At 30.8% G+C, this 13,498-nt stretch carries 18 protein-coding genes and 1 pseudogene; 8 read left to right on the forward strand and 11 right to left on the reverse strand.

The features are described 5' to 3' along the window. Window positions 1–20: 20 nt before the first annotated feature. Complete coding sequence (locus O5639_RS00630; RefSeq protein WP_269624597.1) at window positions 21–764, reverse strand: hypothetical protein; 744 nt, start codon at window positions 762–764, stop codon at window positions 21–23. 23 nt (window positions 765–787) lie between these two features. Between O5639_RS00630 and O5639_RS00635 the strand changes: the two genes are divergently transcribed. Next, window positions 788–1,633, forward strand: coding sequence for a hypothetical protein (locus tag O5639_RS00635; protein ID WP_269624598.1), 846 nt, complete (start codon window positions 788–790; stop codon window positions 1,631–1,633). A gap of 3 nt (window positions 1,634–1,636) precedes the next feature. Here the strand turns inward: O5639_RS00635 and O5639_RS00640 are convergent, their stop codons facing one another. The 5 genes and pseudogenes from O5639_RS00640 to O5639_RS00660 form a co-directional block, all read right to left on the reverse strand. Then, a complete protein-coding gene (locus O5639_RS00640) occupies window positions 1,637–2,335 on the reverse strand; it encodes an SHOCT domain-containing protein (RefSeq protein ID WP_269625490.1) in 699 nt (232 codons plus the stop codon). A gap of 57 nt (window positions 2,336–2,392) precedes the next feature. Then, a pseudogene (acpP, locus tag O5639_RS00645) lies at window positions 2,393–2,626 on the reverse strand (acyl carrier protein); the annotation flags it as partial. Between the two features lie 455 nt (window positions 2,627–3,081). After that, a complete protein-coding gene (locus tag O5639_RS00650) occupies window positions 3,082–4,350 on the reverse strand; it encodes a phage integrase SAM-like domain-containing protein (RefSeq protein WP_269624599.1) in 1,269 nt (422 codons plus the stop codon). A gap of 240 nt (window positions 4,351–4,590) precedes the next feature. After that, on the reverse strand, window positions 4,591–4,941 hold the full coding sequence (locus O5639_RS00655; protein WP_269624600.1) for a hypothetical protein: 351 nt from the start codon (window positions 4,939–4,941) through the stop codon (window positions 4,591–4,593). 312 nt (window positions 4,942–5,253) lie between these two features. After that, window positions 5,254–5,469 carry a hypothetical protein gene (locus tag O5639_RS00660; protein ID WP_269624601.1) on the reverse strand — a complete coding sequence of 72 codons (216 nt, stop codon included), beginning with the start codon at window positions 5,467–5,469 and terminating at the stop codon, window positions 5,254–5,256. Between the two features lie 1,238 nt (window positions 5,470–6,707). On the opposite strand from O5639_RS00660, the gene O5639_RS00665 reads away from it, so the two are divergent. Together O5639_RS00665 and O5639_RS00670 are read left to right on the forward strand one after the other, a co-directional pair. Next, a complete protein-coding gene (locus O5639_RS00665; RefSeq protein WP_269624602.1) occupies window positions 6,708–6,863 on the forward strand; it encodes a hypothetical protein in 156 nt (51 codons plus the stop codon). Between the two features lie 175 nt (window positions 6,864–7,038). Then, window positions 7,039–7,197 carry a hypothetical protein gene (locus tag O5639_RS00670; RefSeq protein WP_269624603.1) on the forward strand — a complete coding sequence of 53 codons (159 nt, stop codon included), beginning with the start codon at window positions 7,039–7,041 and terminating at the stop codon, window positions 7,195–7,197. Window positions 7,198–7,402: 205 nt separating this feature from the next. Here O5639_RS00670 and O5639_RS00675 read toward each other — a convergent pair whose 3' ends face one another. The 4 genes from O5639_RS00675 to O5639_RS00690 all read right to left on the reverse strand — a co-directional run bounded on the left by O5639_RS00675 (window position 7,403) and on the right by O5639_RS00690 (window position 9,684). Beyond that, window positions 7,403–7,579 (reverse strand): hypothetical protein, encoded by a 177-nt coding sequence (locus O5639_RS00675; protein ID WP_269624604.1) that lies wholly within the window; start codon window positions 7,577–7,579, stop codon window positions 7,403–7,405. 596 nt (window positions 7,580–8,175) lie between these two features. Next, window positions 8,176–8,631, reverse strand: coding sequence for a hypothetical protein (locus tag O5639_RS00680; RefSeq protein WP_269624605.1), 456 nt, complete (start codon window positions 8,629–8,631; stop codon window positions 8,176–8,178). 231 nt (window positions 8,632–8,862) lie between these two features. Then, complete coding sequence (locus O5639_RS00685; RefSeq protein ID WP_269624606.1) at window positions 8,863–9,264, reverse strand: DUF1824 family protein; 402 nt, start codon at window positions 9,262–9,264, stop codon at window positions 8,863–8,865. Between the two features lie 228 nt (window positions 9,265–9,492). Next, window positions 9,493–9,684 carry a hypothetical protein gene (locus O5639_RS00690; protein WP_269624607.1) on the reverse strand — a complete coding sequence of 64 codons (192 nt, stop codon included), beginning with the start codon at window positions 9,682–9,684 and terminating at the stop codon, window positions 9,493–9,495. Between the two features lie 170 nt (window positions 9,685–9,854). Between O5639_RS00690 and O5639_RS00695 the strand changes: the two genes are divergently transcribed. The 5 genes from O5639_RS00695 (at window position 9,855) to O5639_RS00715 (ending at window position 13,174) form a co-directional block, all read left to right on the forward strand. After that, entirely contained in the window at window positions 9,855–10,127 is a 273-nt protein-coding gene (locus O5639_RS00695) for a DUF1651 domain-containing protein (RefSeq protein ID WP_269624608.1), read from the forward strand. A 425-nt stretch (window positions 10,128–10,552) separates the two neighbouring features. Further along, window positions 10,553–11,017, forward strand: a complete 465-nt coding sequence (locus O5639_RS00700) for a nucleoside 2-deoxyribosyltransferase (RefSeq protein ID WP_269624609.1) — start codon at window positions 10,553–10,555, stop codon at window positions 11,015–11,017. 113 nt (window positions 11,018–11,130) lie between these two features. Then, the gene (locus O5639_RS00705) at window positions 11,131–11,985 is read left to right on the forward strand and encodes a hypothetical protein (protein WP_269624610.1); all 855 of its coding nucleotides are present in this window, start codon (window positions 11,131–11,133) and stop codon (window positions 11,983–11,985) included. A 515-nt stretch (window positions 11,986–12,500) separates the two neighbouring features. Continuing rightward, window positions 12,501–12,704 (forward strand): hypothetical protein, encoded by a 204-nt coding sequence (locus tag O5639_RS00710; protein WP_269624611.1) that lies wholly within the window; start codon window positions 12,501–12,503, stop codon window positions 12,702–12,704. A 134-nt stretch (window positions 12,705–12,838) separates the two neighbouring features. After that, complete coding sequence (locus O5639_RS00715; protein WP_269624612.1) at window positions 12,839–13,174, forward strand: hypothetical protein; 336 nt, start codon at window positions 12,839–12,841, stop codon at window positions 13,172–13,174. 49 nt (window positions 13,175–13,223) lie between these two features. Here the strand turns inward: O5639_RS00715 and O5639_RS00720 are convergent, their stop codons facing one another. Continuing rightward, on the reverse strand, window positions 13,224–13,490 hold the full coding sequence (locus O5639_RS00720) for a hypothetical protein (protein WP_269624613.1): 267 nt from the start codon (window positions 13,488–13,490) through the stop codon (window positions 13,224–13,226). Window positions 13,491–13,498 lie beyond the last annotated feature (8 nt).

A 13,498-nucleotide genomic window follows, 5' to 3' on the forward strand; every position in this document is an offset into this window, starting at 1 on the left:
TAGACGTTTTACTTCTATAACTAATTCCCACCTAGATACCCACCATATGCACCGGATGACGGATAAGAGGTGGAAGCGCTCCCGGCAATTCCTTGAATATTAGAGGTAGGTAGTTTATAAGTACTTGTTGGACGACTTGGAGAAGAGTTGTTAGAAGTCGGAAGTGAGGGCATGGAATATTGATTAATTACAGTCCTGCTACCTCCTCCACTCCTACCAGTGTTGGAAAGTGGATATTGAAAGTATGTAATAGTACCTGATTTAGTTTTTTCAACTATGCCATCCATTTGTGGACAGAACTCATCAAGTACTTTTTTTGCTACTCGAGAATATTCTTTTTTATGGACTTTTACATCTATCCAACCCCTTCGATCCCCCTTCCAGTTAACGGTGTAATCCTCACAATCGGCATCAACACTCCATTCCATTCTCTGGACTAAGTCATAGATTCGATAATTTAAATAACGGCCATATTCACCTCTAATCTCTTTAGCGACAACAGCATCAGGATGTACCAAAACATCAGGATGAAAAAATCCCGCCAATCCTCTCGTTCCTTCAGAAGATTTATTAGTTTTACCAATCCTTAGCTCAATACAACCTTTGTAATCCTTAACGTCTTTACAAGCCTGATGGGCTTTTTTAGAGATTGAATTTTCCGCTAAAGCAGGTGAAGAAAGCGCAAGTATTAACGGTGCAAGAAGTAAACGGCGCATAAGATAAGTCTGTCGAAGTCGCAGGGCTTGATAGTCCTCACTAAACATTACTAAGAATCTAAATAAACGAAATGAATAGATGGATTAAGAAAGGAATTGGATTGGCTTTAGTTACTTTTACAGGTGTAATAGGGACTGTCTATTTAAGGAATGCTCAGTTCATAATGCCCAGTGAATACAAAGAGATAAAGAGCCTTGTTAATGAATTAGCTGAACATAATGACTTAGGCGATAGAGAGATTACCTTTACTGTCGTTCCAGGTAGTTGGGTTGGTTGGTTCGCTGAGAATTTAAAACTTTGCAAAGAAGATTCTTGTGGCTTTTATGATGAATTGAATCCTTATAAAAAGTTCAAAGGAGACAAAGCCTATGAGATTAATGAAGCGATTAGGCAAGCCTATCTATTTGATGCTGTTCAAGGGAGAAGTCATAGCCATGGAACAATCACTTTAAATCGATCTTCTTTTAGAATTTTTAATTCAAGGCGAGAATATTTAGGTTGTCTAATTGCTCATGAACTTGTTCACTTCCTTGAAGATCATGTCTTTGAAGATGACAAGTATGTCAGCGAAAACAAGAAAGGATTAAGTGAAGCCAAGATTGAAGAATTAGAAAATAAACGTAGCCGTGCTTCTGAAATCGAAGCTCATAACAATGCGTCCTTAATGATGAACAATGCTGGCTATCCAATCGATTCTTGCTTAGAAGAGTTGAAATTCACTGCAAGACTTTCTGGGCATGGTGCAAACACAGAGCTAGGAGATAGTCATCCAGGTTATGAGGAGTGGATATCAGAGTTGGAGGATTTTATAGCCAGTCAAAAAGATACTCCGATTGTGAACACATCCAAGACTGCTATTCGTTGGAGATATGATCGTGATTTAAATGTGTTGACTTTAATTCCAACTGAACCCTAGACGTCACAAATTTAATGACTTTGCTTTTGACGATTTATACTCATCTTCACTAATTAATCCTTGGTCGTACAAATCTTTTAATTCCTCTAATCTTTCCTTAAGTGTTTGATTCTTATTTTTAGGACCCTCTATTTTTATTTTATTGAAATTTAATATGTTTTTAAATGAGATCTTTTTAATAGAAAATAAGAAATAATAGTCAATCCAAAATATTGCTACTGCAAAAATTGAATAGCAGACAACAGACACAAGAATTACATTGTATAAATTATAATTTAACAAATTAGATTTCACGAAATCTCTAAGAATGAAAATACCTGCTATTGAGAAATAATTAATAAAAGAATTAAATTCATATGACTCCTCATCAGCATTATCTGAAAGACAATTCTTTGGATAGCTCAATGTTTGATCATTGATTTCATACCTTTGTCTATAAGTAACAAAGTAGACAGCTAATCCACATATACCTTGGAGTATCAACCTTATAATATGGTCTTGACGAAATCCTGGTGGATAAATTAATAAATTAGCGGTAAATATTGTTGCTACAGGTATTAAGGCCAAAGCTAATGATCGTTGCCTAATTGCGAATACTAATGATGTAAATGGTGATAATGCACCGCAAAGAATAGCGATAAGCCAAGGCTTGCATGTTTGACGTCGCTTTAGTGATAAATCAGTGGATCCAGATTCTTTCATGTATTCTTCTTTTTGCTCAAGCTTAGAAAGCAAGTCTTTCCCTTGCTTCTTTTTGACCCTTTGTTCTTCGATATATTTAACTGCATCTTCTACGGTGACAATGTCTACTTCAGACTCTTTTGGTATTTTCATGTCAAACACTTCTTCTAAATCCGTTAGTAGCTCTGCGAAGTCAAGGCCATCCGCCCCAAGATCATTTTGAAAAGTGGATTCTGGTTTCACATCGTTAATATCAACTTCTAGTCGTTTTGAGACAATACATCTAACTTCTTCCATGATTTGTTCAGGCATCACCTTCGCCTTTTCCGACGACTGAAGTTTTTTATTTTCCTCAATTAGTTTTTTCTCCTTCTCGATTTTCTTTCTCTTTTCATTTTTGATTCTTAACTTCTCTTCTTCTTCAGCTTCTTGTTTTATTGCTTTATTCCTTGCACTTTTCTCAGCTCTCAGCTTCGCAGCGTTTTTTCTTTCATCTCTCTCTTTCCTTTCCTTCTCTTCCCTTCTTTCCTTATCACCTCTTTGAGAAAAATGTTCTGGTAATTCACCAGGATCAGTCCACCATTTATTATCCCTCCAATCACCATATTCTTTTTTATTTTTATCTTTGGTCATGTTTATCGGTTCTTATTATCTTTATTGATTGCAGTTATCGAACACATTGTGATTGGAATAATTTTAGCTGACACTAGATTGTCTAGTTTTATCAAAAATCCTATTTCAATAAAGTTTTTAAGGATGATTTTATTTTATTTCAGTAACTCCATCGCTTCTCTTAATTCTTTTGTTGAGGGACGTGTGTACAGACTTACGACTTCACTCATTCCTTCAATCTTGTGACGAGTAATCTCGAAAATAATAAATGGTGTAACTCCAGAAAGAGTGAGCTTGGTAACTGCATATCTTCTTAAATCATGACTACGAAGCTTGTATTTGTTGGGGTAGTCAGATACCCAATGAGCTCCCCATGAATCATTTGTGGCCTTGTATCTGAGAGGCCAAATTGGATCATCAGATTGGTTTATTTCCATATCTTTAATTGCTTCAAAAAGTGCAGAGCTCATAGGCAAGCTCCTCTCATCTTTAGTCCCTGTCTTGAATTTTCTAATCTGTGTTTCTTTCCTTTGCCCTCCTCTAAGTTTTCCGTAAGTCACAATCTTTTCCCATTGTTTGAAGTGGATCACCTTCTCTTTTAAATCAATATCGCAATGCCTTAATCCAGCAGCTTCTCCTTGCCTACAACCTGTGTATCTCTGAATTAAAAATTGAAAGTCCTTGTTCTTTCGATTCGAAGTTGTTTTGGATGCCTTTTTTGTTGCTGCATTGAAGATATCCTTTTCAGGTAGTGGCTTTTTCTCTGCATCAGGCAATCGCTTTTTTAGTCCTGCCCAAATATTGGCTTGAATTAAATCATTATCAATTGCCCAATTCCAGAAACCGTTAAAACATCCAATTGCATTTTTAACTGATGAAGGTTGCTTGCCTTCATGGAGCATGAACTCCTTGTATTCGATGGCTTTTCTTTTGGTTAAATCTGCTAAGTAATCAGTTTTAGCCCATTCAGCTAAAGACTTAAGTCTTGACCTCCAATTGATGATGGTTGATTTACTGACGCCTTCTACTGCAATTCTTCTATTCACCCATTGTTGCCAGGTGCTTTTACCATCTAATGACAGCCACAATGCTGCTGTTGCTTGATCTGTTGGATTTCCATGTTTATCCAGTTCAAGTGGATAGGAGCTTTTGATATTTTCTTTCTCTTCTGCAGGCAATTTGCCAAGAGATTCGTCCCTGTATGCAGTTTCTATTTTCTCAACGAGAGTGAGTGTGTTTAGAGCAGCCCCAAACTCACGTTGAATCTCGGATTCAACTTTAGAACGTATTGCTATTGCTGCTTTATGAGTGTTGCCTAGCTTTCTGACAACTTCACTTTTGCTGTACTGAGAACGCAGGGATCTTGGAACTGCAACACCTAAATAATATCCAGTTCTACCTGTCCTTTGAAAAACTCTCGACAAAAGGTCCTACCAAATGGTCCTACCAGTACAGCTTGAAATCTAAGTTATGTCAATGATATAACTGATTATTTCTTCTTGTGGTTAGTTCAGGTCGATGCTTCTTGGGCCTTACGGCAAAGCGGTACTTACTCTTTAAATTTATGAATTAAATCATATGTTAGTTGTGAATATATAAATGATTTAATCCTGATTTCTATGAGGAATCTATTTTTAAGTTTTGGAGAAAATAAACTAATTATTTTAAGATGTTAGCCCTCTAGATTTTCGGACCTTTCGCAGGAGTTCGTGATCTTCTCTTGCTCTTTTATCAAGTATTGCTATGTCTCTTCTAGCTTTTTGATCAACTTTTTGAATATCTTCTCTTGCTTTTTGGTCGAGCAGTGCAACATCTTTTCTTGCTCTTTGATCGAGATTCTCAAGGTCTGCTCTAGCTCTTTGATCAGCATTCTCTAAATCAATTTTGGCTCTTTCTAACATGCTCGTCATTGAGTCGACCATCATTGATAAAGCTGCGGGAACTTGCTTTTCTGAAGTTGAAAAAGGGGACTTTTCATTAAGGCTAATACCCGTGTCCGCTTGATTCGAAGCCATGGTTTTCATTAAATAGGCTCGCATTAATGTAGAAGCCTTTTTTATCTTCTTATTATCTCTTTTTATTAGCCCAAAAAATCAAAATCTTCTGAAGGAAAACGAGATGTAATAGAAAGCTGATCATATTGTTAGAAAAGCTCATGTTCCTTCTCCTAAACTCTTTTCGGTCTTTGTATTAAAGCTAGATTTTTAGAGGAATTGAAAAAGTGAATAAAAAACAAAATTAAGATGAATCTTTGATTGGTAAAATATTTATATACATTTAATTAAATCTGAGTAATCTCTTTGATTTTTTTATTTATATTGATGGCTTTAACCTTTCGGATAAAGCTTTGCTATTCTTTTCTCTTGACTCTCTTTATCTATTTTCTTTCTTTTTTTATCCGTGTATGAATCGTCATTTTCATTAAGCCTAAAAAAGACAAAATAGAACATAACACCAGTGAATATTAATCCTATAAATAGTACCCAAAATCCAATAAAACCTGTAGGAGATAAATAGTCAATATCTAAAGAACTAAAGTTCATTTCTATAATATAAAGAATCTATACAGATACACTATCTATAATAAAAAGAAAATGAAGAAATGCTTTTGTTTTTAAAAACTTAAAGCTGCGGCTTTCAACGAAGCAGTTTATTAGTGATCAATGAGGATTTTTACGCATTAACACGTAATAAAAATCAATTAAAATTAAATTCAATATTTTTTTTGAGATGGAAGAAACCCATAACTATGCTATGAACCTTGTCGTTCCTTTGATGGGTATAGCCCCGCTGTTAATGCTTTTTATATTGAAAGGAGAGAAAAAGTCAAAAACAAGTAAAAATTGGACTAGGACTACTAATTAGCGGTATCAAATATATAAGTTTAAATTTTTGATTTAAATTCGTATTATAAACAAAGCACTTAATTGTAAATAGTCAATAATATATTTAAATTTTTTATTTGATTTATTATATTTTTAAAATTAATTTTTTTAAGATTAGTTTTAATAGTTTGAAAAATTGAAATAACTATTCAAGCTATATTTTTATCGATTTATCTATTCAGGAATTAAATAGTACACATAAACTTCTTACTTGATAATCAATCCAAATTATAAAACTAGGTTTGTACGGTTTTCACACGCACTTTACTTATCTTTTCGCTATATTGTTATTCCTTTTTAATTGTTTAAATAAGGTTTTAACTATGATCAAACATAAAAGTCAGCAATTTGCCAAATTTTTTATAAAAGATGTAAAGGTAAAATTACCTAAATACAAAAGTAAAGAATCTGCCCTTGATGAATCGAATCTATCATAAAAAATTAACCTAGTTTAGTAATGATGTAGATATTTCATTAAAAACAAATCTTAAATTAGTAATTAATACTAAAGTCTCTTATCTTTAACTTGTAAAGTAAATAGGAATTCATTAGTATTAAAAAAATAATTAAATATTAGTTCTTTGTAATTTAGTTATACCTTTGCTTCCTATAAGAAATAAAGTTATCCAGAAGTCAAGTTGATTGGAAATAATAATTTTAATTTGAGTTCCATTAGAGAATTATCTTCTATTGATATGACTATAGTTCTCACCCAACTTGCTAATAATGAATTAAGGGAATCTTTATTAACATGTTAGTCAAATGAAAAATATTAAGATATATTATTTATCTAAATGACCGTTTATGAGTGCATTTACCTAAAAAAGTTTTGTTAATTTATCAAAAAAATACATTCATTTAATAGTATGTTAAATTTCTAATAATTTTATAAAAATATGAAAACAGCACAAGATAGATATTTTGAATGTTTAGAAGTTTGCATTGAAGATGAGCAAGGAAAGTCATGCCGTCAGGTCTGTGCACCTATTTTAAATGATGATCCTTTTGACCATCCCACAGTTCCAATAATTAATAATAATAATAATAATTAATTATTCAGTTTTAATGCATTAAATTTTTATTATAATTATCTATAACATCGATTTAAATAAAAAATAAATTAAATAATCAATATATATTTTTTAAGACTTTAATGGTCACTTTGGTGATTGGAAGTTTTGTTTTTGCATTTGGTTAGCTAAAGTATATAAAATTTATAAGTAAATCATGGATACACCTATCACCCATGTAAATTTATTGAACGCGATGCTCGCGCTGTATGTGATTGGTTATCAAATATCTATATGTTCTGATTGGAGTTGGATTCCTATGAACAAGGAAGATTATCAACTTCCTTATCAGGATAGGTGGAGCCGAATTAACTAGTACAAAAATAAAAAGAAATTAACCTCTAATTTAACCATTTATTATATGTATATTAAAACGACTTGATTTATAAATTTTACCTATTAATTTATTTTGATTTTTGATATTGAATGTAATTATTGTGAGATCTTGTAAATAATTTATTTAACTAATTATTTACTTTTTTATATTATTTAAATAAAATATTGAGTATTAAATTGAAAGATTATATATTTTGAACTACATGAAATAAACCAAATGAATACCCCCCAATGAGTATCCATCCAAGAATTGCTGAAATTATTGTTGATCTTCTATTATGCCTTCGTATTGCATTCTCTATCATTTCATTTACATCATCTCTATTGATTAGATTTGAAGATTTTGGATTGGTTGAAGTCATGTGTTTTTAGAGAATTTGATGTTTGAGATTCGACGATGAACCTCTATCTGAAAAATCCAAGTTAAAACTGAATTTACTTTAAAAAGCAGTGACTGCCTTATCTATCTGAGTCCCTTTGTCGGGGAGAATAGATATAAAGCAACAAAAAAACAGAATAATATGTAAATATTTGTTAAAACTATAGTAGATTTTTTCGGAAGTTGTGTAGGTAAAATCACTTTAAAGTGATTTTTAGTGCGGTTATATTCCTTTTGGCTGCGATTTGGGAAGTTATAAGAATCTCATTTTTTTCTCAATTAGTCTTGTTTTTTTGGCTTTTTCCATTATTAATCGGACTAAAACTCATGTCTTATACTTTATTTTAATAATGTTCCTGTGTTTTTGCGCCAAATGATGCTTTCCAATATTACTTTTTTGCTTCAAATATTATTTGACATGAATTTCAAAATTCACATAAAATTTTGATAGTCAAGCACCTATCGAAATTGATCGCTTGAAAATATGATACACATCGAATCTTTTTTTTTTCAGTTTTTTATGACAAAAATTAGTCAAATTAGTTCAGAGATTAAATAGGAATTAGATTCAATTGTTGATTATAAATTATTTTCGTTATTGTCTTTTTCATTCTTTTCTAAAAGCTTTCTAGTAAGAAAAGAATATGAAGCTTGATGTTTTTCCTTCCATTCTTTATGTTCTTTTATCTGTTTTTTTAACTTTTCCAAACTTTCTTTTTCTTCTGGATAAACTCTCTCTAAATATTCAGGGTTTAGATTTATATTACCTTCAAATTCATAAACCATTTCTTCGAATGATTCGCATATCCCAAGTATATCTGCCATGAAATCCTCAAACTCATCTATCTCTATTTCTTGAAGGACTTTTCTTAATTTACTTTGACTAGATTCTTCTGGTTCCCATTCTTTTTTTAACACATGAAGAAGATTGAGTTGGCCAATCCTATCTAGAAGATCCCACTTACAGGCATCATCAGCTGAGTAAAAATAGGAGCCATCCCCAGATTGATAAAATTTTGCTCTTTCTTTATCCATTTATATTATGGAATGAATATTATTGTTTATATTAGGTTTACAGTAGTAAAACATTTGATTCATTTTTGGGTATAAATAATTTGAATTTTTTAAATGTATTGATTCTGTTTGTTTATATTAATTCAGGATAGCATTTCTGCAGTAGTATTCCTCTTCTTTTGATTGTTTTTAGATTTACTATTTATTTAATCAAAATATTAATTTTAACTTCTGAGTTGTTAATTATGATAGTTAATCAAAGAAATCTAATGGAAAGGGTCCAATTGTTTTTGAATACACTGAATTATCACAATACTGACAACTTATTAATATACCCTCTCCCAGGCCAAATTCAATCCTGGCGTGGATCTCTCCAGTTTTTTGATTCGCCTTTAAGAATATTGGACCTTCTGAATTTGGTAACGTAATGCATTTCATCTTATTGTATTCAAACGTTTCTTCTATTCTTCTAACGGCATTGATTCCTCTTTTTAATGATGGAGACATAACTCCTATAGTTATCCAATCTGATTTACTAATAAGATGACTAACTTCATTTAAGAGTATTTTTGACTGATTTTTGTTTAGTTTAGGAGCAGATCTTAATCTATCAAGGTCTTCTAATTTGCAGATATCAATATCTTTTTTAGACATTTAAGTTTTAATTTTTAACTATATTAACAGTTAAAGCTGTTTATCTCTAATAGTTATTTAAATTTATCTTAACTATCCATTATATCGTATACTCTTTTTTTAATGCCTGCCAAATAAATTACAATAATATATTTAGAAGAATACTATCTATCAACTATCTTACTTATACTTAGTCGGATATTTATATTCGATATTTCAATTTTATAAATAGCTTGATTTTTGTCACTATCAATTAAGATTGTTAGATTCTTTTATTCTCCTGGATTCATGCAGTTGTTCTAATTCGTTATAGACCTCGCGTAATTTCTCTTGTATATGATCTAAATTCTCTAAGGCCCTAAGAGAATTCATCGCTTTTATAAGGTTTTCTTTCGCTTCTATCAAACCTCTACATTGAGTACTCCCAGCTTCAGATGACATCTTTTTTGAGTTGTTTGTATGAAATTATTATATCTATTCTTTAAAAGATTAATTTTCTTTCGATTTTTTTAATTTACTATTTTAATTATTTCTTTAACTTCACTTTAGCTTCTTAGGCTTGACGAAGCCAGCTTTTTTATTTAAAAACAAAATTAAGACTTTGTATTTTGATGAAAAAAGTAGAAAATTTAGAGGGACCTCCTATTGGTTGGCTAATAGATCCTCATCATAAATGGGTAATTCATTTTGACTTTAAAAAGGTATCTAATGAACAGATCCCTACAGATTTCACAATTGATATGTGGGGAGTTGTTCCAAACGGTAAACCTATGAAATTTAAGAGCAGAAGAAAGGCTACTGAACAAGACTCAATAAAGACCTGGAATCAATTGATAGCTTCCAATTGGATTCGATTTGATGCTGAAAAGGAAAAGACAGCTTGATAAGCTTTTTATTTAATGTGCATTACTCTTTTTAATTAGTTATCCTAGATTTGTCTATTTTGTACTTAATAAATTGCTAATTACTTTCCATAAACTTCTAAAGTTATGCCTTATATTTTCAGCTGTAATTACTAGTTGGACTTCAATTGTATTGTTGACTAATACTTCATTTAATCTAGAGATAAAGAATTTAATAACAAAAATGTACTTAAATCAAAAGAATTTTATTTTTAATGTAAAGGATTTATCTATTTTATTGTTAGAAGACGCTAATCAGCGTTTTATTGAAAACAATCAAGACATAAACTCTTATAACAATGCTAAGAGCAGGATAATAAAGTAGATACTTAAGATTATATTTATAAACATAGGTGTAATATTAGTAATTTTATCCCTATGTATGATTAATCGAAATTTTCCAACCATTGTCAAAAAAAATAATCTACCTCGCTTCTCCATATGGCTTCTCTCAACATTGGAAATTTAAACTATTACCAGATTTCATTGGCAAACTTGAGTTTATGGGAGCAACTGTCTGGGAACCTTTTTCACGGAATAGTAATATTGACCTAGCCACCTCTGGCTGGGCGAATAAAGTTGCTTCTTCAAACTTTAACGATTTAAGGCGAGCTGACGCTCTATTTGCAATAGTTAACGGAACTCCTCCAGATGAGGGAGTTATGGTTGAGCTTGGAGTTGCTATTGCTTTAGGAAAACCTACTTTTTTATTTAGAGACGACTTTCGTAAATGTTCAGATTCTGATGAATACCCCCTTAATTTAATGATCTTTTTGGGGATTCCTTTGGATTTATGGAAGGATTATTATTATACTTCTCTAGATGAAATTGATTGTAAAACGAAAGCGCTTTATAAATGGATAAGGAATTAAATTTAATATATATATCATTCAGATTAACTTCTTTCACTATGCTACTTTAAATAAATCTTTTTTAGAATTTTTACATTATGAAATTCACTGTTCCTATTTTTTAGTATAAGTATATGACGAATACTTTATTTAACTTGAACAACATAAGGATAGAAATATCTTTTAAATCATTCGATGAACTTCGCAAAACCCTATATTTTTACGACAGAAATAATCTTAATAAAATTAATATACCTTGTAAAAATAGTCTAAAAAAAGATTTTCTATTAAAGTCAATTGAAATTTCAAAAAAAGAGTTTCCAAATATAGATATTATTCCTCATTTTAGTATCCTTCACGAATTTAAAAGAAGTTGTCTTAATACTCAGGACTCTCTTATAAAATTTCTTCAGACTGTAAAATCTTGTGGCTGTAATCAAGTCCTTCTTGTGTCTGGTTCTCAAAAAAGATCTACATTAGATAGCCTTTCAGCTCTATCTTTTCTTAGTGATAATCCTTTGTTATTTACTCAAGGTATTTCTTTTGGTGTAGCATTTAATCCTTATTTACCTACTTATTTGTTTGATGAAGAGATTATAAGATTAGAAAAGAAACTTCGATCAGGTCTAGTCAGTTCTATCTGGATTCAATTCGGTACGGATTATAAACTTCTCAAAAGTAGGATTGAAATACTATTGAATTTGATGTCCTTGGCAATGAAAAATAATTCTAAAATATCAAATATTATACTATTCGGTAGTATTTTAATTCCTTCTAGGCAGTTTTTAGCTAGATTCAAATATAGGCCATGGAAAGGTGTTTATTGCTCTAGTGAATTCCTAGAATCAGTAGACTCGGCTAATGAACTTATTTTAAAAATATTAAGAACATATAATGAGTATAATATTTGTCCGTTAATTGAAACCTCAATTTCCACAGCAGATCATTTAAGGAAGTTAAAAGGACATTTAAATTATAAATATAATTAATTTTTGTATTTTGAAATTTTCAACAGTTTATATTTAGTACTTTATATTAATTATATTACTATAATTTATTAAATTGTAAGAGGTTGATTTAAAGAACTAAATTCTTAGAATAAATTTCCTAAATGAGTTTTTAATATATCTTTTTCATCAGCTACTCATGAAACTTAATTAGTGTTTAAAAGGGATTCATTTCCCTTCTTTTAATGATTAAAATTGGCATGCTTTTGCCAGAAGATTGATTTAGTTTAAATCTGTTGTTCTATTTTCTCTTTGTCCTGCTTCCTCTTCGGTATCTAGATAATCTTCCCCCCAAGTAATATATGCTCATTTGGCTTTTTTATTTAGTCGGTACGCAAATGAGTATTTTTTTATTGAAAGAGCATAATATTTTCAATTTTTATTTTAGTTTTACACTAAAAGTACTTTTTTGATGTTTTGTATTTGGTTGGGGTGCATGGATTCTTCGCACTCTACGGAAAATTCCATTAATTTAGAAAATATGGTTTGTAACAAAAATGTTCTCATCAAGAAAAAAAACACCAAAAAACATCGTTCTTCAATCAAATTCTTTTGCTGAGGATACCTTTTTGCTTAGAAGAGGATCAGAATCCACTAGGTACAAAGTTGTTGCAGTGATGATGTTTATTGCTGGGTTTGGATTACTAACTTTAGGTACTTGGGTACTAAATGATTTTAATTTTCTTACTTTCACCAATTAATCAATTATTTTGTATGTGAAAAGTTAGTATTAATCCACAATTCGTCAAATGTAATTGATATTTTATTTATTTTTTAGCTATCAATAGTATTCTTCGTCTTTTGTACCCTAAAGTTTATTCGTAGCTTTGTTTTAATGTCTAATTCTTGGGACGAGTACCTCTCATATTATTCAGACTGGGATGATTCTCATTGTTTTAATGTAAGACTGGAATTAAAATTCGAGGAGGAAATAAAGAGACTAGGTTATGTCGAATACATTAATTCAGATGATATGTTCCTACTAGATAATAATTTTTCAAGTGAAACTCTTCCAAAAAGTAAAACTTACATAAAAAGTAAAAACGAGATATCACTATCTTTTGAGGTTCCTTATGATTGGTCTATAGATACAGATTGGGAGGATAAAGCATTAATCCTTCTTGGAATATCTGATGAGTGGGTCATAGACTCATCTGTTGTGGACAATTGATTGATAATCAATCTTATATTTTGATTTTAATTTAAAATATTCATCGTATTTAAGAGTAGAAAATAAGAGCAAGGCCTTTTTGAGTTAGATGAAATTCTTTTTCTTCTCGACTTAAATCCATTGATAATTCATGACCTTCTTTAATCGCTTGTTGATAAGGAGGTTTTGAGGGGGAAGCCCCTTTGTAAATTGCTGCAATACCTAAGGGAGTTGCGTTCCATGTGAAATTAGCTGTTTCTCCAATTGGAGGCTGGTTTAATGCTTCTTCAAGTAATTTAAATGAATTTGATTGTGGGCGAGTTGTGGTTGAGGTCATTTTTATAT

It is taken from the genome of Prochlorococcus marinus str. MIT 1214 (assembly GCF_027359355.1).
In the GTDB taxonomy this organism is placed as follows: Bacteria; Cyanobacteriota; Cyanobacteriia; order PCC-6307; family Cyanobiaceae; genus Prochlorococcus_B; species Prochlorococcus_B marinus_F.

Coding starts and splice junctions, on each gene's coding strand:
- O5639_RS00630 (WP_269624597.1), bottom strand. CDS start 764: ATGTTTAGTGAGGACTATCAAGCCCTGCGACTTCGACAGACTTATCTT.
- O5639_RS00635 (WP_269624598.1), top strand. CDS start 788: ATGAATAGATGGATTAAGAAAGGAATTGGATTGGCTTTAGTTACTTTT.
- O5639_RS00640 (WP_269625490.1), bottom strand. CDS start 2,335: ATGAAAGAATCTGGATCCACTGATTTATCACTAAAGCGACGTCAAACA.
- O5639_RS00655 (WP_269624600.1), bottom strand. CDS start 4,941: ATGGCTTCGAATCAAGCGGACACGGGTATTAGCCTTAATGAAAAGTCC.
- O5639_RS00660 (WP_269624601.1), bottom strand. CDS start 5,469: ATGAACTTTAGTTCTTTAGATATTGACTATTTATCTCCTACAGGTTTT.
- O5639_RS00665 (WP_269624602.1), top strand. CDS start 6,708: ATGAAAACAGCACAAGATAGATATTTTGAATGTTTAGAAGTTTGCATT.
- O5639_RS00670 (WP_269624603.1), top strand. CDS start 7,039: ATGGATACACCTATCACCCATGTAAATTTATTGAACGCGATGCTCGCG.
- O5639_RS00675 (WP_269624604.1), bottom strand. CDS start 7,579: ATGACTTCAACCAATCCAAAATCTTCAAATCTAATCAATAGAGATGAT.
- O5639_RS00680 (WP_269624605.1), bottom strand. CDS start 8,631: ATGGATAAAGAAAGAGCAAAATTTTATCAATCTGGGGATGGCTCCTAT.
- O5639_RS00685 (WP_269624606.1), bottom strand. CDS start 9,264: ATGTCTAAAAAAGATATTGATATCTGCAAATTAGAAGACCTTGATAGA.
- O5639_RS00690 (WP_269624607.1), bottom strand. CDS start 9,684: ATGTCATCTGAAGCTGGGAGTACTCAATGTAGAGGTTTGATAGAAGCG.
- O5639_RS00695 (WP_269624608.1), top strand. CDS start 9,855: ATGAAAAAAGTAGAAAATTTAGAGGGACCTCCTATTGGTTGGCTAATA.
- O5639_RS00705 (WP_269624610.1), top strand. CDS start 11,131: ATGACGAATACTTTATTTAACTTGAACAACATAAGGATAGAAATATCT.
- O5639_RS00710 (WP_269624611.1), top strand. CDS start 12,501: ATGTTCTCATCAAGAAAAAAAACACCAAAAAACATCGTTCTTCAATCA.
- O5639_RS00715 (WP_269624612.1), top strand. CDS start 12,839: ATGTCTAATTCTTGGGACGAGTACCTCTCATATTATTCAGACTGGGAT.
- O5639_RS00720 (WP_269624613.1), bottom strand. CDS start 13,490: ATGACCTCAACCACAACTCGCCCACAATCAAATTCATTTAAATTACTT.